We start from the raw sequence: 24,008 nt of genomic DNA on the forward strand, positions 1-24,008 counted from the left end.
GCTGTGGAGATAAACGGCCACCGAAACGGTGGCACCAAGGGTTGGGGCCGCGTTAGCGACCCCGTTTTGCCGCTTTGAGCGGCTCACAATTTGAAAGCCCCCGGCTTTGCCGGGGGATGGTTACTTCCTGCTCCAGCCAGGCAAGATTGAGCGTGGCGGCAATCACGGCGCGGGGGACGCCCGCCTCATCCAGCAAGGGCAGGGCAAAGCCGATTCCCGGCTTGTGCGTGTCGCGGCCAACCAGGTAGCCGCCGACAGAGAATTCACCGGTCTCGATGGCGGCCTTGAAATGGTCGCGGTCACCCAGATTGGTGCTCCCGGAACCGGGTGTGGCACTGCATATCACGTCGCCATTGGGGAGCGCCAGAACAATGTTGTTCAGATTCGGCTCAAGTTGACGCCGCGCCACGAACGTGCGGTTGCACTCGTTCCATGGGAGTTCCCGACCGACCTTGGGCAGCCGCGCTATCGACGAGAGGATTTCATGGATACGCTCGATCAGGCGCTGCTGTTCTAGCGCCATCACGCGTGCCGTATCCAGCACGCGCGTCCTGGCATTGGCCAGCTGGTCCTGGCGCATGCCAAGCATATGGTGCAGCGCGGTGCCGAACAGTACTGCAAACGGAATGGCGATCAACAGGAGGACACGTGCCCGGAGACTTGAAAACGCCTTGTGCATGACAAATTGCCTACCGCATCGCTTCTTTGGGACCCAGCCTTCTGGCGCTACTTTTCACTCTCCAGGTCCGGGTTGACCATAGGCACCGAGTCTGGTTGGCGTACCGTTTCCTTGCCAATGGCCGAACTCTGCCGCGTGACCAGGGAGAGATAAGTGGCTGATTAAAGCAGCAGTTGGCGCCGCGGCGCATGACCTAGCGCAAACAGTGGCAACGGATGGCCCGCGTCAGGCAAGTAAAGAACCTGATGGCGGTGGCGCCAACCTCAGCTGGCTTGGGGATCCAGGACGATCTCGCTTGAGAACAGCGCAATCGCCGTTTTCGCTACCTGCGTGGTATCGAAGTAGGCATAGGCGCCAACCCCCACCGCACCAATCAGTGGCAGCAGGCGGGAAACACTTTTGCCAATCACGTTCTGCGTGACTTTGACGCCCAGGGTCCGCGCCGCGTATTGAATGAAGACCAGGGAGGCACGCTGTACCACAAAGCGCTCGCCGACCTGCACCACGACATCGCGGAAAAGTTGCGCCGAGACGTGCTTGAACAGGCAGTAAAGCATTTGCTCGCGCCCCAGCGTGGCGCTTTTGCCGTAAACCGCGGCAATGTCCGACACCATTTGTGCTTGCAGCCGCCACACCGCCAGCAGTTCCGGCAGGATCGTCAGCCAACCCAGAACACCCGGTGGCAAGGCCAGTGATCCGGCCATCAGGCTGGCTTGCCGGGCCGCCGCGCGGCCAAGCCAGCGCGCTCGTAGCTCCGGTTGCACAGCTGTCCCTTCATTCGACTCCGGTACCGACAACACCAGGCGCAGGATCGCGTCGCCAATTTTGTGGCGCGGATCCTCCGGTAAGGCAAGGACGGCGATGGAGTTCTCAGGCATGGTGTGCAAAGCGGATCAGCTCGGACCCCATCTTAGCGGGCAGCAGCAGGCGTTTGACCAGCAAGCGGTAGGTGTCCAGGTCAAACGCCAGTGTGCCGCGGCTGCTCAGTGCCTGTTCCAGCTCGGCTTCGTCGTGCACGGTGGCCAGGTGGCACCACTGGTCGAACAAGTGAATGTCGGTGCGGCCGGTCCGCGGATCGTGTTCTCGCAGTCCAATTTTGCCGGCGTAGGGCCAAAGCCGCAGCTTTTGCTGATCCAGCGCCAGTTGCAGCCGCAGGTAATGCAGTTCGGGTTTTTCCTGTCCGCAGCAGACGCCTTTGCAGCGGCCGATCTGCTGTGCGAAGCAGCGGCCCTTGCCGGATTCCAGTCCCAGCGCCTGTGGGCACAGCGCATGCGTTTCGGCCAGCTCGCGTAGGCTCGCCAGGGCCTGGTTTTTGGAGCGGTAAACACCGTACAGCTGGCCGAATTCCCGGGGTTGCAGGTCTTCACCGCGGACCAGACTCAGCAGTGGCCGCGCCAGCGGGTCGGCCGCCAGCCGCCAGGCACACAGGCCGCGTTCGCGGCGCAACTGGCGGTTGTGCAGCGGCTGCTTCTGTTTCACCAGTCGCGCCTCCAGCAACAGGGCGCCGAGTTCGCCGGCGGTCTCTATCCACTCAACGCGCCGGATTTCCTGCGCCATGCGCATTTCCCGTGTTTCCCGGCCGGAGGCCTGAAAATGCGACATCACCCGGCTGCGCATCTTGACGCTTTTGCCGATGTACAAAGGCAGGGGATTCTCGCCATAAAAGAGGTAGACGCCGGCCGACTCGGGAATGTCGGCGACCGGAGTTTCCAGTAGCGGTGGCAGGGCGGCGCTGCCTTGCAGAAGGGTCTGCGCCTGGTGGCTGATTTTCTCCGCGCCCAGTTCTCGTGCGGCGAGTTCGAGCCAGGCCAGCAGCACGTCGACATCGCCCATGGCGCGGTGCCGCTGCTTGCTCGTCAGGCCATGACGTTGCATGATGGCATCCAGGCCATGGCTGCGCTGCTGCGGGTAAAGCCGGCGCGACAAGCGTACCGTGCACAGTGTCTTGACGCGCAGGGCGACCTCCAGACGGGCGAATTCGTTCAACAAGAAACCGTGGTCGAAGCGCGCGTTGTGGGCCACCAGCACGGCGCCGTCCAGCAGTTCCAGCAAGCGCGGGGCGACCTCTTCAAAAGCCGGCGCCGTGCGCACCATCTGGTTGCTGATGCCGGTCAGGTTCTGGATGAAGGAGGAAATCGGGGTGCCGGGGTTGACCAGCGTGCTCCAGCGCGCCACTTCCCGCCCGCCCTCGATGCGAACCGCGGCAATTTCGGTGATGCGGTCGTGCACCGGGCTGCCACCGGTGGTTTCCAGGTCAAGCACAAGGTAGCGGGGCAGCATCGAAAGTCAGCAGAACATCAGCGCCAACCAGACCGGGTCATCGACAAAGTTGATCAGCAGATAGCCGCCAATGCGGTAGAGCCACAGTTGGACGCGAATCAGTTGGTCGGGCGCCAGCTCAAACAATATCGACGGCATGAAAGTTGAACTGGCCGGCAGCGCGGTCACGGAAGTAGCGTTCCAGCGTTTCCTTGACGGTTCTGAAGGCAATTTGATCCCAGGGAATTTCTGCTTCGTCAAAGAGCCGTGCTTCTATCGTCTCGAAGCCGGGATTGAAGCGGTCGCTCAGCAGGCGGGCCCGGTAGAACATGTGGACCTGGCCGACGCGGGCGACATTGAGCAGGGAGAAAAAACCTTCCAGTTCGAACTGCGCGCCGGACTCTTCCAGTGTTTCGCGCGCCGCCCCTTCGGCCACCGTTTCATCGAGTTCCATGAAGCCCGCCGGCAGTGTCCACTTGCCCCAGCGCGGCTCGATGTTGCGTTTGCACAGCAAGACCTTGTTTTCCCAGTACGGCACGGTCCCGACCACGATCAGCGGGTTTTCATAATGAACGCTGTGGCAGACCGGGCAGACCGCGCGCTCCTTGGTATCGCCGTCGTCCGGGATGCGGTAGACCGCGGCAGCGCCGCAGTCTTTGCAGTGTTTGATCGGCTTGCGCAGCATGAAGGCAGTGTAATGCGGCCCTACTTGACGCTGACCGTGATCGGTTCCAGCCCGCTCACGCCGCCATGCATGGTGTCGCCGGCCACCACGGCGGCCACACCCTCGGGCGTGCCGGTGTAGATCAGATCGCCGGGCTGCAATTCCCAAGCCGCTGACAGGTGTTCCAGGGTTTCGGCGATGTTCCAGATCAGTTTCGAGACATTGCTGCGCTGGCGTTCCTGGCCGTTCACCTGCAGGTAAATTTCGGCCTTGCCGATGTCGCCGGCCGCTGCTGCCGGGGTGATCGGGCCAATCGGTGCCGCCTTGTCGAAGCCCTTGCCGATGCACCAGGGCCGACCCTGTTTTTTCATCTCGTTTTGCAGGTCGCGGCGTGTCATGTCCAGGCCCACGGCGTAGCCGAAGATGTGTTGCTGGGCGTCGGCCGCCTTGATGTCCTTGCCGCCCTTGCCGATCGCCACCACCAGTTCGATTTCGTGGTGCAGGTTTTTGGTCAGGCTGGGGTAGGGCATGCTGCCGGTCTCGCCGGCGTTGACCACGACCAGCGCGTCGGCCGGTTTCATGAAGAAGAAGGGCGGCTCGCGGCCGCTGAAACCCATCTCCTTGGCGTGGTCCTCGTAGTTGCGTCCAACACAGTAAATACGGTGCACCGGAAAGCGCGCGGCGGTGCCCAGCACCGGGACCGACACGGTGGCGGCGGGCGTGAAAACATAGCTCATGGGAAGGCTTCTTTCTTCAGGCTGATTTAGTGACGAGTTCGAAATGCTCAACGACCGGTGGTGCGGCAAAAAACGGGCCGACGATGGCGCGCCACTGGGCAAACGCCGGCGACTGGCGAAAACCTACCGTGTGGTCTTCCAGCGTATCCCAGAAAATCTGCAGCACGTAGCGCTCCGGGTTTTCAATGCCGCGGTTGACCTTGTAGCCCTGGAAGCCCTTGACCTGGTGAATGACGGTTTTCAAGCCGCGCGCGATGGCTTCTTCAAAAGCGGCGTTCTGTCCAGGGGGGATACGGATGTCGGCAAGTTCGAGGATCATGATGAAAGTCTCCGGTGGGGCGGTTGCAAGTGGCAGTGGGGCGAGTTTAGCGTCACCGCCATCGATGGTCTTGCTGCGGTATGCTGGCACCCATGCACACTGAAAACTTTATTCCCGGAAAAGACGCCTCGCTCGAATCCACCATCAATACCTTGCAAGCCCGGCTCCAGGCGCTGGGCTTTCACATCGAGGAGCGCAGCTGGCTTAATCCGGTGGAGGGCATCTGGTCGGTGCATATCCGGGACCGCGATTGCCCTCTCTTGTTCACCAACGGCAAGGGCGCGACCCGGCTGGCTTGCCTGGCCAGCGCCTTGGGCGAGTTTTTTGAGCGTCTCTCGACCAACTATTTCTGGACCCACTATTACCTGGGGCCGGTGGTGGCGGATCGCCACCATGTGCATTACCCGCAGGAGCGCTGGTTCGAAATCGGCGCGGACGGCAACTGGCCGGCCGAATTGCTGAATCCCGAGTTGCACAAGTTCTACAACCCGGAAGGCAGCGTTGACGCCAGCAATCTGGTCGAGTTCAACTCGGGCAACGTGGAGCGCGGCATCTGCGCCATTCCCTACCTGCGCCAGCGCGATGGGGCCGTGACCTGGTTTCCGGTCAACATCATCGGCAACCTGTACGTGAGCAACGGCATGTCGGCCGGCAACACCAAGTTTGAAGCGCGCACCCAGGCCTTGTCGGAGATCTTCGAGCGGCACATCAAATTTCGCATCGTCAGCGAAGGCATTTGCCTGCCGGACGTGCCGGAAGCGGTGATTGGGCGCTATCCGCGCATCGCTGCCGGTATCGATGCCTTGCGCGCGGCCGGTTTCGGCATTCTGGTCAAGGATGCCTCGCTGGGCGGTCAGTACCCGGTGATGAACGTGACTTTGCTGCACCCGCAGGACCAGGGTTGCTTTGCCAGCTTTGGTGCCCATCCGCGCTTCGAGATTGCACTGGAGCGCGCCTTGACCGAATTGCTGCAAGGCCGCGCGCTGGACGCCCTGGCCGGCTTCCCGGTGCCGGGTTTCGATCTGGAAGAGGTGGCCAGTTCCACCAACCTCGAAATCCATTTTGTCGACTCCAGCGGCGTCATCCACTGGAAGTTTCTGGGGGATCTGCCGGATTACGAGTTTTGCGACTGGAACTTCAGCAACAGCACGGCCGAGGACTATGCCTGGGCCATTGACCGCATCCAGCGTGACGGGCGCGACATCTACATCGCCGACTTCACCCACCTGGGGGTCTACGCCTGCCGCGTTCTGGTGCCCGGCATGTCTGAAATCTACCCGGTGGACGACCTGGAGTTCGAGAACAACAGCGTCGGCAACGCGATCCGCGAAGCGATCCTGAACCTGTCCGATCTGGACGACGAGGAGTGCGCCGATCTGCTGGCCACCCTGAATGAATCGGCGCTGGCCGATCAGCGCCCGGTGGCGGCGGTGATCGGGCTGGCGGCCGATCCGGGATCGTTCTGGAGCGACCTGCGCCTCGGTGAACTCAAGACCTTGCTGGCGCTGGCCATCGGCGACGAAGCGGCCACGCTGGAGGGCTGCCACTGGATTCGGCATTTCGATCAGCTCAACCCGCAGCGGCGCGCGGTTTACGCCTGCATCGAGTGCCTGATCAACTTGGCCGACATGGGCGACAGCGGTCCCTACCTGGATGCCTTGCGCCAACTGTACGGTGCCGGCGCGGTGGCGCAGGCGCATGCGCTGATCATGCAAACCGATCGCTTCATGGGCCTGCCGGCACCGGGGCTGCTGCTGGAAGGCTGCGAAATGCACCGCAAGTTGCTGCTGGCCTACGACAAGGTGCATGCGCGTGCTGCCTGACCTGGTCCCCAGGCTTTTCCCTGGAGGGGCGGCCCAGCGCCGGAGTGAGGGATGAAGATCGTCAGGAAAATTCTCCGGGCGCTGTTCTTTCCGCTGATTGCGGCCTTGCTGCTTTTTGAGGAGTGGGGCTGGGAGCCGCTGGCCGCCGCTTTTGGCCGACTCGCCAGACTGGCCCTGTGGGCCGCGCTGGAGCGAAAGATAGCGCGCTTGTCACCGCGTTGGGCCGTGCTCGTTTTCGGCGTCCCGATGCTGGCCTTGCTGCCGGTGAAATTGCTGGCGCTGTACCTGTTTGGAAAAGGCCAGGCTACGCTGGGTCTGGTCTTGTTGCTGAGTGCCAAGATCGGAGGCACCGCAGTGCTGGCGCGCCTGTTCCAGTTGACGCAGCCGGCGTTGCTGCAATTGCGCTGGTTCGCCTGGTGGTACCCGCGCTGGAAGAAATGGAAAGACGGTGTTCTGGAGCAGGTACACAACTCCGCCGTCTGGCGCGCCGGACAGCAACTCAGGCGCTCGGTGAAATCCTGGTGGGCCGGCTTGCGGGATTGAAGTGTCGCAGGCGATGGCGCCGGCGCTCGAAGCGGGCGACTTTCGGTTTATCCTCGGCCCCATGAGTATCAGCGAACCTTGCGTCGAGCCGAAGCTGAACCCCCAATGGCTGCTACCCCAATGGCCGGCCCCGGCGCAAGTGCACGCGCTGTGCACCACGCGCGTTGGTGGCACGTCGGTGGCGCCCTACGACTCGCTCAATCTGGGACTGCATGTCGGGGATGATCCGTCGGCGGTCGCTGCCAACCGCGCCATTCTGGCGCAGGCAATTGATGCGCAGCCGGTTTTTTTATCGCAGCCGCACGGGGTGCAGGTGGTGACGCTGTCGGCCGCCACAGCGCACGGAACGCCAGCGGACGGCTGCGTTACCGATCAGAGGGGCGTTGCCTGCACCATCATGGTGGCCGATTGTCTGCCGGTCTTGTTGACCAATCTGCAAGGGAGCCGGGTGGCGGCCGCGCACGCCGGCTGGCGCGGTTTGGCGGGGTCGGGCGGGGTTGGCATTCTGGAGTCGGTGGTGGCCTGTTTCGGTGCACCGGGGTCGGCCCGGAGTTCCACCAAGGCGGCTGAAATCATGGCCTGGTTGGGTCCCTGCATAGGGCCACAGGCGTTTGAAGTGGGTGACGAGGTGCGCCATGCCTTTGTCGACAATGATCCCGCGGCAAAGGCCTTGTTCAAGCCAAAAGGCGGAGCCAAATGGTGGGCCGATCTGGCCGGCCTGGCCCGCTTGCGCTTGAGGGCCTTGGGCGTGCGGGAAATATATGGCAACGATGGCGGTCGCGACTGGTGCACGGTCAGCCATCCGGCACGCTTCTTTTCGCACCGGCGCGATCACGTCGGCGGTCGCATGGCAGCCTGCATCTGGCTGGGCTGAAGTCCAAGCGGCAAAACCTGTTGGCCGGCCAATCGCGCCGTCCCAGCCGGCTCGCCCGGGGCCGCAACGGGGCACCGCATCGCCGGACCTGAGATACTCGGGTTTACACTCTCGTGCAGCACTAGACAGGACATGGCATGACACAGGACTCCCCTGAATTTTGGGCCCAATCGGCGCAACAATTTCAACAGGTATTGAGCGAGGGCTGGAACAAGGTATTTCAGTCCTTCCAGAACCTGGATTTGGGTGGCCTGGGCGTGGCCGAGGTGGCACCCGCCACAGCAACTCCCCAGATCGGTTTTGCGCCCGAGAAGCTGCAACAGTTGCAGCAGCAATACCTGCGGGACGCCGCCGGTCTGTGGACACAGGCCACGGCACAGTCCAGCGACAAGCGCTTTGCCGGGCAAGCCTGGAGCGCCAATCCGGTGGCCGCCTTTTCGGCTGCCGCCTACCTGCTCAACAGCCGCACCCTGATGGCCTTGGCCGATGCGGTGCAGGCCGATGCCAAGACACGCGCGCGCATTCGTTTCACGGTGGAACAACTGACCGCCGCCGCCGCGCCCAGCAACTTTTTGGCCTTCAACGCCGAGGCGCAAAAGAAGGCAATCGAGACCCAGGGCGAGAGCATCGCCAAGGGGATTACCAATTTGATTCACGATCTGCGCCAGGGTCATGTGTCGATGACCGACGAAAGCGTGTTTGAAGTCGGCAAGAACGTCGCCACCACGGAGGGCGCCGTGGTATTCGAGAACGAGCTGTTTCAGTTGCTTGAATACAAGCCGCTGACAGCCAAGGTTTATGAAAAGCCCTTGCTGCTGATGCCGCCCTGCATCAACAAGTTCTACATCCTGGACCTGCAGCCGGAAAACTCCCTGATTCGCTATGCCGTGGCGCAAGGGCACCGCACTTTTGTCATCAGCTGGCGCAACCCCGACGCCTCGCTGGCGCACAAGACCTGGGATGACTATGTCGAAGACGCCGCCATCAAGGCGATCGAGGTCGCGCAGGAAATCAGCGGGGCCAAGACCATCAATGCCTTGGGGTTTTGCGTCGGCGGCACTATTTTGGGCTGTGCGCTGGCGGTGCTGGCGGCGCGCGGCCAAAAGCCGGTGGCCAGCGCCACCTTTCTGACATCCTTGCTTGATTTCACCGACACCGGCATTCTGGACGTCTTCATCGATGAGTCCTTCGTCAAATACCGGGAACAGGAAATGGGCCAGGGCGGTTTGATGAAGGGCAAGGACCTTTCCAGTACCTTCAGCTTTCTGCGGCCCAATGACCTGGTGTGGAACTACGTCGTCGGCAACTACCTGAAGGGCGAAACACCGCCACCGTTCGACCTGCTCTACTGGAACAGCGATTCAACCAACCTGCCAGGCCCTTTTTACGCCTGGTACCTGCGCAACACTTACCTCGAAAACAAGCTGGTCAAGCCCGGCCAGGCCTTGGTATGCGGTGAAAAGATCGATTTACGCAAGCTGACCCTGCCGGTCTACATCTATGGCTCGCGCGAGGATCACATTGTGCCGATTGGCGGCGCCTACGCCTCGACCCAGGTGCTGCCCGGCAAAAAACGTTTTGTCATGGGTGCTTCCGGTCACATCGCCGGTGTCATCAACCCGCCAGCCAGCAAAAAGCGCAGCCACTGGCGACGTGAAGACGGCAAGTTTCCCAAGACCAGTACCGAATGGCTGGCCGGAGCGACCGAATACCCGGGTAGCTGGTGGTCCGACTGGTCCGAGTGGCTGCAAGCCCAGGCCGGCAAGCAGATTGCCGCCCCCAAAACTTACGGCAAAGGCAAAAAATACAAGGCGATCGAGGCGGCGCCCGGTCGCTACGTGAAGGCAAAGGCCTGAACAGTTTTTTTTATCAGGAGAAAGAAATGCAAGACATCGTTATCGTTTCAGCCGCCCGCACCGCTGTCGGCAAGTTCGGCGGCAGCCTCGCCAAAACCTCGGCTCCCGAGCTCGGCGCCGCGGTCATCAAGGATTTGCTGGCGCGCACCGGGCTGGGCGTCGACCAGATCGGTGAGGTCATCATGGGCCAGGTGCTGGCGGCCGGCGTCGGCCAGAATCCGGCGCGCCAGGCGCTGATGAAGAGCGGGTTGCCGATGGAAACCCCGGCCCTCACCATCAACGCCGTCTGCGGCTCCGGCCTGAAAGCCGTGATGCTGGCGGCGCAGGCGGTGGCCTATGGCGACAGCGAGATCGTGATTGCCGGCGGGCAGGAGAATATGAGTGCCTCGCCCCATGTCCTGCAGGGCTCGCGCGACGGCCAGCGCATGGGGGACTGGAAGATGGTCGACTCGATGATCGTGGACGGCCTGTGGGATGTCTACAACCAGTACCACATGGGCGTCACCGCCGAGAACGTGGCCAGGCAATACGGCATCAGCCGTGCCATGCAGGATGCCTTGGCCTTGGCCAGCCAGCAAAAAGCCGCTGCCGCCCAGGACGCCGGAAAGTTCAAGGACGAAATCGTCACCCTCAGCCTGGCCCAGAAGAAGGGCGATCCGATTCTGTTCGGCGCCGACGAATACCTCAACCGCAAGACCAATGCCGAAGCCTTGGCGGCTTTGCGGCCGGCTTTCGACAAAGCCGGTGGCGTGACCGCCGGCAATGCCTCCGGTCTGAATGACGGCGCGGCTGCCGTGATGGTGATGAGCGCCAGCAAGGCGGCCGCCCTGGGGCTCAAGCCGATGGGCCGCATTGCCAGCTTCGCCACCAGCGGCTTGGACCCGGCGCTGATGGGCATGGGCCCGGTGCCGGCATCGCAAAAGGCACTGGCGCGGGCCGGCTGGAAAGCGGCCGACCTGGACCTGCTGGAAATCAACGAAGCGTTCGCGGCGCAAGCCTGTGCGGTGAACCAGCAGATGGGCTGGGATACCTCCAAGGTCAACGTCAACGGCGGCGCCATTGCCATCGGTCACCCGATCGGCGCCTCCGGCTGCCGTATCCTGGTCACGCTGCTGCATGAGATGCAGCGCCGCGGCGCCAGGAAGGGCATTGCCTCCCTGTGCATAGGCGGCGGCATGGGCGTGGCTTTGACGATAGAGCGTTGAACCGTTTTATGTTGTTGCGCGGAGCCAGTGCCGGGTTGGCCTTGGCCTTGTTGCTGCTGCCGCAACTGGCCAGCGCCGAGAGTGCGCTGTGTCAAACCGGCCGTCGGCAGTCGCCCATCGACATCGTGGCGCCGGTCAGGCACAAGTTGCCGGCGCTGGAGTTCCGTTACCGGCCGGCAGCGTTGAAGATTGCCAATGACGGGCATACCGCGCGCGTGCGTTTTGCCAACGCCAGCCAACTGCTGATCGGCAGGGAAGTTTTCACGCTGCAACAGTTTCACTTTCACACGCCCGGCGGTGACCGCCTGGCTGGCGAAGAGTTCCCCATGGCGGCCCATTTGCTGCACAAGAGCAAGTCCGGCCAATTGCTGGCGCTGGTGGTGTTGTTTCGCCAGGGTGCCGAGAACCCGGCGCTGGCGGCGTTGTGGCCGCATCTACCGGCGCATGCGGACGGCGATCACCTTGTCGCCAACGCCACGGCTGACGCCAGTGGCTTGCTGCCCGTCAGCCGCGCCTATTACCGCTATCCGGGCTCTCTGACGGCCGCCCCTTGCACGGAGGGTGTGACGTGGCTGGTGATGAAGCAGCCCTTGACCCTGTCGGCGCCGCAGTTGGCCTTTTGGCGCGCGCGCTTCGCCGACAACATTCGAGGCCCGCAAGCGCTGCAGGGGCGCATCGTCGAGGAGAGTTGGTAGCTCTCCGGTAGACAAAGAATCGTAGATTTGCAACACAGCACACCAGACAAGGAACAATTCATGAAGCAAGACACACAACAATCCCGGTCACTGGGCAGGGGCCTGGCTGCGCTGTTGCTGATCCTGAGTACCACGGCCGGCTCGGCGTCCGCGCAGGAACTGGCCCGACCGCGCAAGCCCAAGGCGCCCGGGATCGAGGTGACGGTCAATGCAGAAATGACCGGGGCCGGTATCGTCTCCAGCGGCGTCACGCTGCCACCCGTGCCGCCGGTCACCGGCAGTCGGAAAAACCCGGTGCCGTCGTGGGGCAAGCCGCTGCCGTACCCGGTTGTGATTGCGGACCGGCGCAACAACCGGCTGATTCAGATCGCGCCCGACAAAAGCATCATCTGGGAGTTTGCTTCACCGGGTTTGAAAATCTACCGCGGCAACGAGGACGTGAACTTTTCCCCCGACGGCAAGCTGCTGGCGGTGAGCGAGGAAGACAACTTCGACGTGCACATCGTCGATTACGAAAAGAAGCTGCTGACCTGGACCTATGGCACCCCCGACTTTCGCGGCAAGGCGCCGGGTTTTCTGAATTATCCGGACGATGCCCATTTGCTGGCCGACGGCAAGTTCATCACTGCCGATATCCGTAATTGCCGTGTTTTGATCATCGATCCCAAGGACAACAGCGTTGCCACGCAATGGGGCACACCCGGCAAATGCCGCCACAATCCGCCGCACGAGCTGGGCCATCCCAACGGCGCCACGCCACTGGAGAATGGCGACATTCTGGTGACCGAAATCACTGGTTCCTGGATCTCGCGCATCACGCGCGAAGGCAAGGTGCTGTGGAGTGTCAAGGCGCCCAACATCCGCTATCCGTCGGACGCCTTCATGACGGTGGACGGCAAGCAGGTGATCGTGGCCGATTTCTGGAAGCCCGGGCGCATCGTGATCTTCGACCCGGCCACCCGCAAAATAAGTTGGGAGTATTTCGTCAAGGAGGGCGAGAAGATGCTGGACCATTCCAGCATTGCCCGCGAACTGCCTGACACCGGCGACATCTTCGTGGTCGATGATTTGCGCGACCGCGTCCTGGTGATAGACCGCAAGACCAAGGAATTTATCTGGCAATACGGCGTGACCGATACCAAGGGTCATAAGCCTGGTTACCTGTTTTATCCGGATGGCTTCGACATTGACGTATTCCGCGACTGGAAGGCGGCCCTGGGCAAGCGCTGACCTCCGTGTATTCCGCCATGCGGGGAAGAAGATTAGTCGCTATAGTGACACCTTAAACACTGATTCCTCAATCTATTGGGAGCATAGCCATGAGTCAAAAAGTAGCCTACGTCACCGGCGGCATGGGCGGCATCGGAACCGCCATTTGCCAGCGTCTGTACCAGGAAGGATTCCGCGTCATCGCTGGTTGTGGCCCGACCCGCGACCACGCCAAGTGGCTGGCTGAGCAGGCGGCACTGGGCTTCACCTTTCATGCTTCGGTTGGCAATGTGGGGGACTGGGATTCCACCGTGGCGGCTTTCAGCAAGACCAAGGCGGAGCATGGCAGCATTGACGTGCTGGTGAACAATGCCGGCATCACGCGGGACCGCATGTTCGTCAAGATGACGCGTGACGACTGGGACGCGGTGATCGAAACCAATCTGAACTCGATGTTCAACGTGACCAAGCAGGTGGTCGCCGACATGGTGGACAAGGGCTGGGGCCGGATCATCAACATCTCCTCGGTGAATGGCGCCAAGGGTCAGGCCGGACAAACCAATTATTCCGCCGCCAAGGCCGGCATGCACGGCTTCACCATGGCCTTGGCGCAGGAATTGGCCAACAAGGGCGTGACCGTCAACACGGTCAGCCCGGGCTATATTGGCACCGACATGGTGAAGGCGATCCGGCAGGACGTGCTCGACAAGATCATCGCCACCGTGCCGGTCAAGCGGCTCGGTGAGCCGAGCGAAATTGCCTCCATCATTGCCTGGCTGGCGTCGGATGACGGCAGCTACTCCACCGGTGCCGATTTCTCGGTCAATGGCGGCTTGCACATGGGCTGAGGACGGTTTCGGCCGTTAAACCGTCAAGGCCTCCGACAGCGTCAACCACTGTTCTTCCAGGCTCTGCAATTCATCGTTGACGGCTTTCAGGCGTCTGCCCAGTTCGGCAATTTCGGCCAGCGGTGGTGAATTGGACAGGTGTCCCTCCAGCGCTGCGCCTTCCAGATTGAGCACCGCCATGCGCGCTTCGATTTCATCGAGTTGCCGCTTCAGGGAGCCTTGGGGCGCGCTCTTTGTTTTGGGCTGCACCGGCGCCGCCGCGAGGGCCTTGCGCTGTGCTTTGGCAGCGCTGCTGGCGGCTTCCTTGATGGCTTCGCGCTGGCGCCGGGCTTCGTCCAGCAGGTGGCGCTGGTAGTCGTCCAGGTCGCCGTCGAAGGGCGCGACGCCACCGCGCGAAACCATCCAGAACTCGTCGCAGACCGCGCGCAGCAGGGCCCGGTCATGGCTGACCAGCATGACGGTGCCCTCGAATTCGTTGAGCGCCATGGAGAGCGCTTCACGGGTCGCCAGGTCCAGGTGGTTGGTCGGCTCGTCCAGCAGCAGTAGATTGGGCCGTTGCCAGACGATCATGCACAGCACCAGGCGCGCTTTTTCGCCGCCGCTCATGCTGCCGACGGCCTGTTTGACCATGTCGCCGCCGAAGTTGAAAGTGCCCAGAAAACTGCGCAGATCCTGCTCCCGGGTCGCCTGGCCAGCGATCTTGCCGGCGGCGCTCAAATCCTTGACCAGGCGGATCATGTGCTCCAGTGGCGTATCGAGCGGCCGCAGAACATCGAGTTCTTGTTGGGCGAAGTAGCCAATGTTGAGGCCCTTGCCTTCGGTGATCTCGCCGCCGATGGCCTTCAGCTCCCGGGCAATGGTTTTCACCACGGTCGATTTGCCTTGTCCATTGGCGCCCAGAATACCGATGCGCTGGCCGGCTAGCACCGAGCGGCTGACGTTGCGCACGATCACGCTGGGCGGCGTGCCCGCCGGCGCCCCATCCGGCGGCGGATAGCCAAAGCTGACGCCGGTCATCGACAGCATGGGGTTGGGCAGATTGGCCGGTTCCTTGAATTCGAAGGTGAAATCGGCTTCCGACAACAAGGGCGCGATTTTCTCCATGCGGTCCAGTGCCTTGACCCGGCTCTGCGCCTGCTTGGCCTTGCTGGCCTTGGCCTTGAAGCGGGCGATGAATTTTTGCAGGTGGGCTATTTTGTCCTGCTGCTTGGCAAAGGCGTTTTGCTGCAGTTCCATCTGCTCGGCGCGCATGTCTTCGAATTTGCTGTAGTTGCCGCCGTAGCGGACCAATTTGGCGGCATCGATGTGCAGCGTGACGTTGGTCACGGCATCGAGGAATTCGCGGTCGTGGCTGATCACGATCAAGGTGCCTTCATAGCGTTTCAGCCAGGCTTCCAGCCACACCAGCGCGTCCAGGTCCAGGTGGTTGGTCGGTTCGTCCAGCAACAGCAGTTCGGACGGGCACATCAGGGCGCGGGCCAGTTGCAGCCGCATGCGCCAGCCGCCGGAAAAACTGTTGACCGGATTGCTCAGTTCGGTGGTCTTGAAACCCAGCCCCAGGATCAGTGCCTGGGCTCGCGCCGGGGCATCATGGGCGCCGGCATCCTGTAGCGCCATGTAGGCGTGCGCCATGCGGTCGTAGTCTTCGGTGTCTTCCGCCGCCGCGACCTCTTGTTGTGCCGCCAGCAGCACGCTGTCGCCCTCCACCACGAAGTCGGTCGCGTTTTGGCCGGTCTCGGGCATGTCTTGCGCCACCTGGCCCATGCGCCATTGGGGCGGGATGTAGTACTCGCCGGCGTCTTCGTGCAGGTTGCCGTTGAACAGTGCAAACAGGGAGGATTTGCCAGCCCCGTTGCGCCCCACCAGGCCGATTTTCTCGCCCGGGTTGAGGGTGACGCTGGCGGCGTCGAGAAGCACTTTGGCACCGCGGCGCAGAGTGACGTTTTTAAGAGTGATCAAGGGGCAGGGTTCGGTTGAGGTTGAGCGACGTCATCTTCTTGCGTCGCGGTGGTTTGCGGGTTGGACCGGCCAGGGCTGTCCGGCCGGCGTTTGTGCTGGGCCAGCAGTGCTTGACGGGTCAGCAGCAGGACCTGGTCGGCACCGGCGCTGGTTTCCAGCCAGACCGCTTCCAGTCGGGGAAAAGCGGCTTCGAAGTGCTGGCGTTCGTGGCCGATTTCCAGCAGCAGCACGGCCTGTTCGGTCATGTGGGGCGAGGCGTCGTGCAGCAGTTGACGGATGAAGTCCATGCCGTCGCTGCCGCCCGCCGCATTGCCGTCCAGCGCCAGCGCCGGTTCCGCCCGGTATTCGGCCGGCAGGCTGGCCATGCTGCCGGCGTTGACGTAAGGCGGGTTGCACAAGATCAGGTCGTAGGGACCGTGGACGCTGGCCAGTCCATTCGAAGTCAGCAGGGTGATGCGCTGCTGCAGCTGGTAGCGGTCGACATTGATGCGGGCCACCGCCAGCGCGTCAACCGAGATGTCGCTGGCGTCCACCTTGATCTCCGGATAGGCCAGGGCGGCCAGCACCGCCAGGCTGCCATTGCCGGTACACAGGTCCAGCACCCGATGCGTGGCGGCGCTCAACCAGGGGTCGATGGCACCACTCACCAGCAGTTCGGCGATCAGGGAGCGTGGCACGATAACGCGCTCGTCGACATAAAACGCATGGCCTTGCAACCAGGCTTCCTGCGTCAGGTAGGCGGCCGGCTTTCGGGATTCGATTCTTTGCCTGAAAAGTTCGGCTATCTGTTGCTGCTGCCGATCGCTGGGTATCTGGCTGGAGACGCCGTTCGGGTCATCCAGAGGTGTGTCGAGCGGCAGACCCAATTGCCACAAAACCAGCCACGCGGCCTCGTCAAAAGCGTTGCTGGTGCCGTGGCCAAACGCCACCCCTGCCGCGCTGAGCTGACGCTCTCCCGCTGCTATCAATTCAAAAACAGTCATGACTACAGTCGCACTCTCGACTCAGTGCTTCACATCCAGCGTGATTTCGGTGAAGGAGGGTTCGTCGTCCGGGTCCTCCGCATCTTCCACCGGTTTGGCGGCGGCACTGAAGTCATTTTGCAAGCGCCACATCAGATTGGTGGGCGAGTCGGAATTGGCCAGGCCCTCCTTGCGATCCACAGTACCCTGCATGATCAGGCTGGCGATGGACTGCTCGAAAGTCTGGCTGCCTTCGGTCATGGAGCTTTCCATGGCCTCTTTGAGGCCTGAAAAATCCCCTTTTTCAATCAGCTCGGACACCAGTTTGGTATTCAGCAAAAGTTCCACCGCCGGTATGCGGCCACCGGTGGTGCTGCGCAGCAGTCGCTGCGACACAACGGCTCTCAAGGCCGCGGCCAGATCGCCCAGCATGGTGGGACGGACCTCCACCGGGTAAAAACTCAGAACCCGGTTGAGCGCCTGGTAGCTGTTGTTGGCGTGCATGGTGGCCAGACACAAATGCCCTGACTGGGAGTAGGCGATGGCGGCAGACATGGTTTCACGATCGCGGATTTCGCCGATCTGAATCACGTCCGGTGCCTGGCGCAAGGCGTTTTTAAGGGCCAACTGGGCCGATTTGGTGTCCATCCCGACTTCGCGCTGATTGACCACCGAGCGTTTGTTTTTGAACAGGAATTCGACCGGATCTTCAATCGTCAGGATGTGGCCCGCCACATTCTCATTGCGGTAATCGAGCATCGATGCCAGGGTGGTGCTCTTACCGGTTCCGGTGGCACCCACCATCAGCAGCAAGCCTCTTTTTTCCATCACCAATTCACCCAGGATCAGGGGTACCGACAAGGTGGCGAGCGGCGGAATGTCAATCGAAATGAAACGGATCACGGCGGCCAGGGTGCCACGCTGACGCATGCCGCTGATGCGAAACCGACCCACCCCCGACAGGCCCCACGCCATGTTCAGCTCATCGCTTTCTTCCAGTTCCTGCATGTGCTCGGGGGACAGGATTTCGGCCAATAAATTGCGCGGTCCGTCGGGGGGAAGGATCTGGCTATTGATCGGCACGCATTGCCCGTTGATCCGGATCAGTACCGGCGAGTGCGCCGACAGGTAGATGTCCGAGGCCTTCTTTTCACCCATCAGGCGAAGGATGCGCTCCATCGTGCCGGTACCGCGGATTTCTGCCATGTTGCTGCCCCTGTTTTCGTGCTGTGTGGTCGGGAGAACAGCGCTCAGTCGCGCAGCAAGTCGTTGAGGCTGGTCTTGGCGCGCGTTTGGGCGTCCACCCGTTTCACGATGATCGCCGCATACAAGCTGTATTTGCCGTCGGCACTGGGCAAATTGCCGGACACCACCACCGAGCCGGCCGGGATGCGGCCATAGCTCACGGTGCCGCTGGCTCGGTCATAAATCTTGGTGCTCTGACTGAGGTAAACACCCATCGAAATGACCGAGTTTTCTTCCACGATCACGCCCTCGACCACTTCCGAGCGGGCGCCGATAAAACAATTGTCTTCGATGATGGTGGGGCCGGCCTGCATCGGCTCCAGCACGCCGCCGATACCGACGCCGCCGCTCAAATGCACGTTCTTTCCGATCTGCGCGCAGGATCCGACAGTAGCCCAGGTGTCGACCATGGTGCCCTCGTCCACATAGGCGCCAATGTTGACGTAAGAGGGCATCAAAACCACGCCCTTGCCAATGAAGCTGCCACGCCGGGCTACGGCAGGCGGCACCACGCGCACACCGGTTGCTCGCATGCCTTCTTCGTCCAGGTGGGCGAACTTGGTCGGCACCTTGTCGTAAAAACCCAGGTCACCGGCCCTGATGATGGTGTTGTCTGTCAGGCGAAAACTCAACAGCACGGCCTTCTTGATCCATTGGTGGGTAGTCCATTGACCGATGCCGTTGCGAGTGGCAACGCGCAAATGGCCGTTGTTGAGATCCGAGATCACGTGTTCAACCGCTTCACGAATCTGGGGACTGTTTTCGGCGCTGAGGGAGGCGCGGCCTTCCCACGCCAGTTCAATTATTCTTTGCAGTTGTTGCGTCATGAAAAGTGTCTTTCGGTGCGGTTCAAGTTCGGGTTTTGACAAATTGGACGATGCGCTGTGCCGCTTCGACACATTCAGCCGTTTCGGCCACCAGTGCCATGCGGATCCGTTGCTCACCCGGGTTCGCACCCTGACGGGTGCGGGACAGGTAAGAGCCCGGCAAAATCGTGACATTGTAAAGAGCGAACAGATCCCGCGCGAAATCCGTGTCGCTGCCATTGACCTTGGCCCAAAGGTAAAAACCGGCATCCGGCAGCGCCACCTCCAGCACCTCGGCCAGCAGGGGCGTGACCTGGGCGAATTTGCTGCGGTACAGAGCCCGGTTTTCGATCACGTGCTGCTCGTCGCGCCAGGCGGCAATGCTGGCGGCCTGCACCACGGGGCTCATGGCGCAGCCGTGGTAGGTGCGGTAGAGCAAAAATTGCCTGATGATGCTTGCGTCGCCGGCCACGAAGCCGCTGCGCATGCCTGGCACGTTACTGCGTTTGGACAGGCTGGTGAGCGAGATCAGGTTTCTGAAATCGTTGCGGCCCAGCTTGGCCGCCGCCTCCAAGCCGCCCAGTGGGGGCTCGTCACGGAAGTAGATTTCGCTGTAGCACTCGTCCGAGGCAATCACAAAGCCATGGCGGTCGCTCAAAGCAAACAGTTTTTCCCACTCGGAGAGCGGCATCACGGCGCCGGTCGGGTTGCCGGGCGAACAGACCAGCAGCAACTGGGTGCGGGACCAGACCGCTTGCGGTACGCTGTCCCAGTCCTGGGCAAAATTTCGCGCCGGGTCGGTTGGCACAAAGTAGGGTTCGGCCCCGGCGAGCAGTGCCGCGCCCTCGTAAATCTGGTAGAACGGATTGGGGCAGACCACCACCGGAGCCGGTTCGGGGGCGCGCTTGGCCAGTCCCGGATTGACAATGGTTTGGGTCAGTGCAAACAGGGCTTCGCGCGAGCCGTTCACCGGTAACAGCTGGCTGGCAGGGTCCAACGCCAGGTCATAACGATGTTTAAGCCAGTCGGCAAAAGCAGTCCGCAGCTTGATGTCGCCGGCGGTTGCCGGGTAAGTCGCCAAGCCGCTGGGCGTACTCAGCAGCGCATCGATCATTGCCTGCTGAATGAACGCAGGCGTCGGGTGTTTGGGCTCACCCATGCCCAAACTGATAGGGCGCAGGTTCGGGTTCGGGGTGACGCTGTTGAGCAGTTGATGCAGCCGCTCGAACGGGTAGGGCTGAAGCAGGGAAAGCAGTGGATTCATGGGAGCCGATTATCCCGCCTGTGCGGCACTTGCCGTCAGCCCACCCAAGCGGTGAGCGACAGCGGTTTATTTCTTGCTTTTCTTGCGCGCCGCGGTGGTCTTTGCCGCCGGCTTTCCGGCAGCTTCAGTCTCGGCGGTCTTGGGTGCGTCGCCCAGCAGTGATTTGAGCGGGCAGATTTTGAAAGCCGGGCATTTTTCACATCCGGCGACGATGGCGATGGGGCAGATGGTCATGGATCTTTCCTGGGTTGGTGCTTGCTGGGAGGTCCGTAGTATGCGCCAGCACGCGACCAGAAGCGATGCCCGTGAAATGAGAAATAGGCCAAATTGCAGGGTCCTGCCTGGGGCTCAAGACGGCCAATCAGATCGCGGTAAGATGCTTGGCCCGTGAGAATTGAAGTTCCTGGCAGCTCAATTGAATGAATCCAACCTTTTCGACCCAGCCTGAAACCGCCTGACACTACAGGCTCAATGAACAATGCGACCGCCAGTAAAAGATCCCATCCGCGTACTGCTTATTGATGGCCAGCGAATCGTTCTTGCCGGCTTGAAATTGTTGATCGAGAGTGACACCCGCTTCGCGGTATGTGGTGTGGCCGCCAGCCGGGATGAAGCCTTGGCTCAGATCGGCCAGCACGACCCCGACATCATCATTCTGGAACTTGACATGGGGGAGGATAGCGGCCTGTATCTGATCCCCTTGTTGCATTCCCAGTGTCGCGCCAAGATTGTTGTTTTGACCGGCAACAAGGATCTGGCCCTGCATGATCAGGCCATCATCACGGGCGCGCGCGGGGTAGTGGGAAAAGATGATCTTCCCAAAATGTTGTTTAACGCGATTGAGAAGATTCACCAGGGCGAGCTTTGGCTGAACCGTGACGCCACCGCACGCATTTTGTTGGGCGTCGCCAAGGCGCATGCACCGAAGGGCGCGGCGCCGGAAGAAAAACTATTGGCCAGCCTGACCAAAAAAGAGGAGAAGGTGCTGCAAGCGGTGGTGGCTTCGTCCGGCAAACAACTCAAAATAATCGCCGATGAGTTGTTTATCAGTCAACATACGCTGCGCAATCACCTGGCCGCCATCTACGAAAAATTGGGTGTCGCCAATCGCCTGGAACTCTATGTTTTCTGCAGCTCGCAGTCCCGCGGCAATCCGGGTTAGGGCTCCTAGTCGTAACTCTTGATGACTTGACTCAGAATCTTGACACCGATGCCGAACCTGCCTTCGACGGCCTCGACGCGAACCACTTCTCCCTCGCAACACAATTTCAATTTGCCGCCCGGTGTATCAAGGTCGACCCAGAAATCGATATGGGAGCCCATCTTTTGCTCGCTGCTTTGCACGATATACAAGCCGCTGGCGCTGATGTCACGCGTGACGCCCTGCATCCCTTTGACGCAAGTTGGCAGTTCCGTGCTGATTCTGGCGTGCCGGCGATGCCTGTTCGATGTGTTTGTTGCGACTTTGGTCATGCTAGATCCTCTTTTTGCCAACTGTAGCGCAAGCTTTGGGCGGCGACATCGGGTTGGATCATTTTATTTGTAACACCATTTGTCAATGGAGGACCGCAAGAAGGTGCGGCTACCTTGACGGCAGACGCCTGCGGGCAGTGAATCCGATCAGCCCCAGTCCGGCCAGCAACATGGCGTAAGTCTCAGGCTCGGGAACCGGCGTGACGGCGGCAATGGACGCGACCAGATAGTCCTGTTTATAGCCGTTGCTGTAAAGGTTGAAGGCGTATTGCGTCGAACCGGCCACGTCATTTTTGGCGTTGTTGATCATGCTGCTGGCGGCGGCTTCAACCGTCGAATTGGTCGAGTCCGTGGTGCGTACGACGCCGCTGGTCAGAACCCCATCGTCCTTTGCCAGTTCCCACAAGGCGAGTTGGAAGGCGGCGCTATTGACGCTGTTGCCGCTGGTACTGGCATAGGACTGGGAGTAAAGCTTGCTGACGTCGGCCGCTTGCGTGCTACCCAACGAACTCAGGCTGGAAACGTTATAGGACAAGCTGGATGACGAAGACCATTGAAACGGATCGATGCAATAGGCCAGAAATGACGTACCGTTACTCGATGTCGTGCCGACACTGATGTTCGCCGAGCCGCTGAAGTAATCATGCGCGCCACTTTGGATGGGCAGCACCAGATTGAGAGTCTTGCCGCTGACGGTGGCGGTTTCCTTGACGTATACCTGGCTGCCGGATCCATTGTCGTCGGCCAACACCTGGCTGCTGGCCAGCGTCAGGGATGCCAACAGGGTCAGGGCGAAAATGCGGCTCAGATTGCGGTTCATGAGGACTCTCCGAAAGTTTGTTATCGCTGATCAGTTCCAGCGATGAGTCAATTTTCGGAGCGTCCAGCCGCAGTGTGAATGGCGTCAGACCACCTATTCGCTAGTAGCTTGGCATCAACATTTTTTCACGCCCGGGTGGTAGTTCGGTACCAGTCGATCTGGTAGCAAGGGGGTGGCGATCAGGCGCTGGTGACGCCGATTCCCTTGAACTCGCCGCTTGCTATGCGTTTCTGCCACTCGGCCGGGCCGGTGATGTGGGCGCTGGTGCCCCCCGCATCAACCGCCACGGTGACCGGCATGTCGACCACGTCAAATTCATAGATTGCTTCCATGCCGAGGTCGGCAAAGCCCAATACCTTGGCCGTTTTGATGGCCTTGGAGACCAGATAGGCGGCACCGCCGACGGCCATCAGATAGGCGCTCTTGTGTTTCTTGATGGCCTCGATCGCGACCGGCCCGCGCTCGGCCTTGCCGATCATGGCAATCAAGCCTGTTTCGGCCAGCATCATCTCGGTAAAGCCGTCCATCCTGGTGGCGGTGGTGGGGCCGGCCGGGCCGACCGCTTCGCCCTTGATCGGGTCGACCGGGCCAACGTAGTAAATCACGCGGTTGGTGAAATCTACCGGCAGCTTTTCGCCCTTGGCCAGCATGTCCTTGATGCGCTTGTGGGCGGCATCGCGACCCGTCAGCATCTTGCCGTTGAGCAGCAAGGTGTCACCCGGTTTCCAACTCGCCACCTCTTCCTTGGTCAAGCTGTCGAGATTGACTTTTTTGCTCTTGATGTAGTCGGGTGCCCATTGCACATCGGGCCATGTATCGAGCGACGGGGGAGTCAAATAGACCGGGCCGCTGCCATCCATCACAAAATGCGCATGGCGCATGGCGGCGCAGTTCGGAATCATGGCAATCGGTTTGCCTGCCGCGTGGGTCGGGTACATCTTGATTTTGACGTCCAGCACCGTGGTCAGGCCGCCCAGGCCTTGCGCGCCAATGCCCAGCGCGTTGACCTTGTCCATCAATTCAATCCGCAAGGCTTCGGTTTGCGTTAGCTTTTGTCCACTGGCGGCTTTGGCCTGCAGCTCGTGCATGTCCAGGTTGTCCATCAGGCTCTCCTTGGCCATCACCACCGCTTTTTCGGCGGTGCCGCCAATGCCGATGCCCAGGATGCCGGGCGGGCACCAGCCAGCGCCCATGGTAGGTACCGTTTTCAGCACCCAATCGACCACGGAGTCATTCGGGTTGAGCATGTACATCTTGCTTTTGTTTTCGCTGCCACCGCCCTTGGCGGCCACTGTCACCTCAAGCTTGTTGCCGGGCACGATGTCGGTAAAGATGACCGCCGGCGTGTTGTCCTTGGTATTCTTGCGCTCGAACTGCGGGTCCGCCACCACGCTCTTGCGTAGCGTGTTATCGGGGTGCGTGTAGGCGCGGCGCACGCCTTCGTTGATGGCGTCATCCAGGCTGCCGGTGAAACCGTCCCACCGCACGTCCATGCCGACTTTCAGGAACACGTTGACGATGCCGGTGTCCTGGCAAATCGGACGGTGCCCGGTGGCGCTCATTTTGCTGTTGGTCAGAATTTGCGCAATGGCATCCTTGGCCGCGGCGCTTTGCTCGCGCTCGTAGGCGCGGGCCAGGTGGGCAATGTAGTCGGCCGGGTGGTAGTAGCTGATGTACTGCAAGGCGGCGGCAACGGACTCGATCAGGTCGGACTGGCGGATGGTGGTCATGGTGAAGTAAAACCTCGGTTGGTCGGCGGAAACGGAGA

The 24,008-nt window shown here is 61.3% G+C and carries 25 protein-coding genes; 9 read left to right on the forward strand and 16 right to left on the reverse strand.

Annotated features, from left to right (window positions below):
- Positions 1-52: 52 nt before the first annotated feature.
- The 7 genes from PHS32_RS20980 to PHS32_RS21010 form a co-directional block, all read right to left on the reverse strand.
- The gene (locus PHS32_RS20980) at positions 53-679 is read right to left on the reverse strand and encodes a hypothetical protein (protein WP_301081239.1); all 627 of its coding nucleotides are present in this window, start codon (positions 677-679) and stop codon (positions 53-55) included.
- A 263-nt stretch (positions 680-942) separates the two neighbouring features.
- Entirely contained in the window at positions 943-1,557 is a 615-nt protein-coding gene (locus tag PHS32_RS20985; RefSeq protein ID WP_301081240.1) for a hypothetical protein, read from the reverse strand.
- Positions 1,550-2,959: an exonuclease domain-containing protein gene (locus tag PHS32_RS20990; protein ID WP_301081241.1), complete on the reverse strand. Its 1,410-nt coding sequence runs from the start codon at positions 2,957-2,959 to the stop codon at positions 1,550-1,552. The genes PHS32_RS20985 and PHS32_RS20990 overlap by 8 nt, the downstream gene beginning before the upstream one ends.
- A gap of 6 nt (positions 2,960-2,965) precedes the next feature.
- Positions 2,966-3,097, reverse strand: coding sequence for a hypothetical protein (locus PHS32_RS20995; RefSeq protein ID WP_301081243.1), 132 nt, complete (start codon positions 3,095-3,097; stop codon positions 2,966-2,968).
- Positions 3,078-3,623 (reverse strand): NUDIX hydrolase, encoded by a 546-nt coding sequence (locus PHS32_RS21000; protein ID WP_301081244.1) that lies wholly within the window; start codon positions 3,621-3,623, stop codon positions 3,078-3,080. Before PHS32_RS21000 ends, PHS32_RS20995 begins: the two co-directional genes overlap by 20 nt.
- 20 nt (positions 3,624-3,643) lie before the next feature.
- Positions 3,644-4,339, reverse strand: a complete 696-nt coding sequence (locus PHS32_RS21005; RefSeq protein ID WP_301081246.1) for a fumarylacetoacetate hydrolase family protein — start codon at positions 4,337-4,339, stop codon at positions 3,644-3,646.
- Positions 4,340-4,355: 16 nt separating this feature from the next.
- The gene (locus PHS32_RS21010) at positions 4,356-4,658 is read right to left on the reverse strand and encodes an antibiotic biosynthesis monooxygenase (protein WP_301081249.1); all 303 of its coding nucleotides are present in this window, start codon (positions 4,656-4,658) and stop codon (positions 4,356-4,358) included.
- Between the two features lie 92 nt (positions 4,659-4,750).
- On the opposite strand from PHS32_RS21010, the gene ycaO reads away from it, so the two are divergent.
- From ycaO to phbB, 8 genes are all read left to right on the forward strand, one after another.
- On the forward strand, positions 4,751-6,481 hold the full coding sequence (gene ycaO / locus PHS32_RS21015) for a 30S ribosomal protein S12 methylthiotransferase accessory factor YcaO (RefSeq protein ID WP_301081251.1): 1,731 nt from the start codon (positions 4,751-4,753) through the stop codon (positions 6,479-6,481).
- A 51-nt stretch (positions 6,482-6,532) separates the two neighbouring features.
- Entirely contained in the window at positions 6,533-7,024 is a 492-nt protein-coding gene (locus tag PHS32_RS21020) for a hypothetical protein (protein WP_301081253.1), read from the forward strand.
- A gap of 61 nt (positions 7,025-7,085) precedes the next feature.
- Positions 7,086-7,898 (forward strand): peptidoglycan editing factor PgeF, encoded by an 813-nt coding sequence (gene pgeF, locus PHS32_RS21025; protein WP_301081255.1) that lies wholly within the window; start codon positions 7,086-7,088, stop codon positions 7,896-7,898.
- Between the two features lie 137 nt (positions 7,899-8,035).
- Positions 8,036-9,754 carry a class I poly(R)-hydroxyalkanoic acid synthase gene (phaC, locus tag PHS32_RS21030; protein WP_301081257.1) on the forward strand — a complete coding sequence of 573 codons (1,719 nt, stop codon included), beginning with the start codon at positions 8,036-8,038 and terminating at the stop codon, positions 9,752-9,754.
- Positions 9,755-9,780: 26 nt separating this feature from the next.
- The gene (locus tag PHS32_RS21035) at positions 9,781-10,959 is read left to right on the forward strand and encodes an acetyl-CoA C-acetyltransferase (RefSeq protein WP_301081259.1); all 1,179 of its coding nucleotides are present in this window, start codon (positions 9,781-9,783) and stop codon (positions 10,957-10,959) included.
- Positions 10,960-10,967: 8 nt separating this feature from the next.
- Positions 10,968-11,654, forward strand: a complete 687-nt coding sequence (locus PHS32_RS21040) for a carbonic anhydrase family protein (RefSeq protein WP_301081260.1) — start codon at positions 10,968-10,970, stop codon at positions 11,652-11,654.
- A gap of 60 nt (positions 11,655-11,714) precedes the next feature.
- Entirely contained in the window at positions 11,715-12,884 is a 1,170-nt protein-coding gene (locus PHS32_RS21045; RefSeq protein WP_301081261.1) for a PQQ-binding-like beta-propeller repeat protein, read from the forward strand.
- A gap of 89 nt (positions 12,885-12,973) precedes the next feature.
- Positions 12,974-13,711, forward strand: coding sequence for an acetoacetyl-CoA reductase (gene phbB, locus PHS32_RS21050; protein WP_301081263.1), 738 nt, complete (start codon positions 12,974-12,976; stop codon positions 13,709-13,711).
- Between the two features lie 15 nt (positions 13,712-13,726).
- On the opposite strand, the gene PHS32_RS21055 is transcribed toward phbB, so the two are convergent.
- From PHS32_RS21055 to PHS32_RS21080, 6 genes are all read right to left on the reverse strand, one after another.
- Entirely contained in the window at positions 13,727-15,670 is a 1,944-nt protein-coding gene (locus PHS32_RS21055; protein WP_301081265.1) for an ATP-binding cassette domain-containing protein, read from the reverse strand.
- Positions 15,667-16,653, reverse strand: a complete 987-nt coding sequence (gene prmB, locus PHS32_RS21060; protein WP_301081267.1) for a 50S ribosomal protein L3 N(5)-glutamine methyltransferase — start codon at positions 16,651-16,653, stop codon at positions 15,667-15,669. Before prmB ends, PHS32_RS21055 begins: the two co-directional genes overlap by 4 nt.
- Positions 16,654-16,674: 21 nt before the next feature.
- Positions 16,675-17,838, reverse strand: a complete 1,164-nt coding sequence (locus PHS32_RS21065) for a PilT/PilU family type 4a pilus ATPase (RefSeq protein WP_301081268.1) — start codon at positions 17,836-17,838, stop codon at positions 16,675-16,677.
- Positions 17,839-17,882: 44 nt separating this feature from the next.
- Positions 17,883-18,704 carry a 2,3,4,5-tetrahydropyridine-2,6-dicarboxylate N-succinyltransferase gene (gene dapD / locus PHS32_RS21070; protein ID WP_301081271.1) on the reverse strand — a complete coding sequence of 274 codons (822 nt, stop codon included), beginning with the start codon at positions 18,702-18,704 and terminating at the stop codon, positions 17,883-17,885.
- Positions 18,705-18,726: 22 nt separating this feature from the next.
- Positions 18,727-19,947, reverse strand: coding sequence for a succinyldiaminopimelate transaminase (gene dapC / locus PHS32_RS21075; protein ID WP_301081273.1), 1,221 nt, complete (start codon positions 19,945-19,947; stop codon positions 18,727-18,729).
- A 66-nt stretch (positions 19,948-20,013) separates the two neighbouring features.
- Positions 20,014-20,181: a hypothetical protein gene (locus tag PHS32_RS21080; protein ID WP_301081275.1), complete on the reverse strand. Its 168-nt coding sequence runs from the start codon at positions 20,179-20,181 to the stop codon at positions 20,014-20,016.
- 244 nt (positions 20,182-20,425) lie between these two features.
- Between PHS32_RS21080 and PHS32_RS21085 the strand changes: the two genes are divergently transcribed.
- The gene (locus tag PHS32_RS21085; RefSeq protein ID WP_301081276.1) at positions 20,426-21,109 is read left to right on the forward strand and encodes a response regulator transcription factor; all 684 of its coding nucleotides are present in this window, start codon (positions 20,426-20,428) and stop codon (positions 21,107-21,109) included.
- A 5-nt stretch (positions 21,110-21,114) separates the two neighbouring features.
- On the opposite strand, the gene PHS32_RS21090 is transcribed toward PHS32_RS21085, so the two are convergent.
- The 3 genes from PHS32_RS21090 to PHS32_RS21100 all read right to left on the reverse strand — a co-directional run bounded on the left by PHS32_RS21090 (position 21,115) and on the right by PHS32_RS21100 (position 23,970).
- A complete protein-coding gene (locus PHS32_RS21090) occupies positions 21,115-21,420 on the reverse strand; it encodes a PilZ domain-containing protein (protein ID WP_301081278.1) in 306 nt (101 codons plus the stop codon).
- Positions 21,421-21,529: 109 nt separating this feature from the next.
- On the reverse strand, positions 21,530-22,240 hold the full coding sequence (locus tag PHS32_RS21095; RefSeq protein ID WP_301081279.1) for a PEP-CTERM sorting domain-containing protein: 711 nt from the start codon (positions 22,238-22,240) through the stop codon (positions 21,530-21,532).
- Between the two features lie 179 nt (positions 22,241-22,419).
- The gene (locus PHS32_RS21100; RefSeq protein WP_301081281.1) at positions 22,420-23,970 is read right to left on the reverse strand and encodes a fumarate hydratase; all 1,551 of its coding nucleotides are present in this window, start codon (positions 23,968-23,970) and stop codon (positions 22,420-22,422) included.
- Positions 23,971-24,008: the final 38 nt, after the last annotated feature.

The organism is Rhodoferax sp., assembly GCF_028714215.1.
Taxonomy (GTDB): Bacteria; Pseudomonadota; Gammaproteobacteria; order Burkholderiales; family Burkholderiaceae_C; genus Rhodoferax.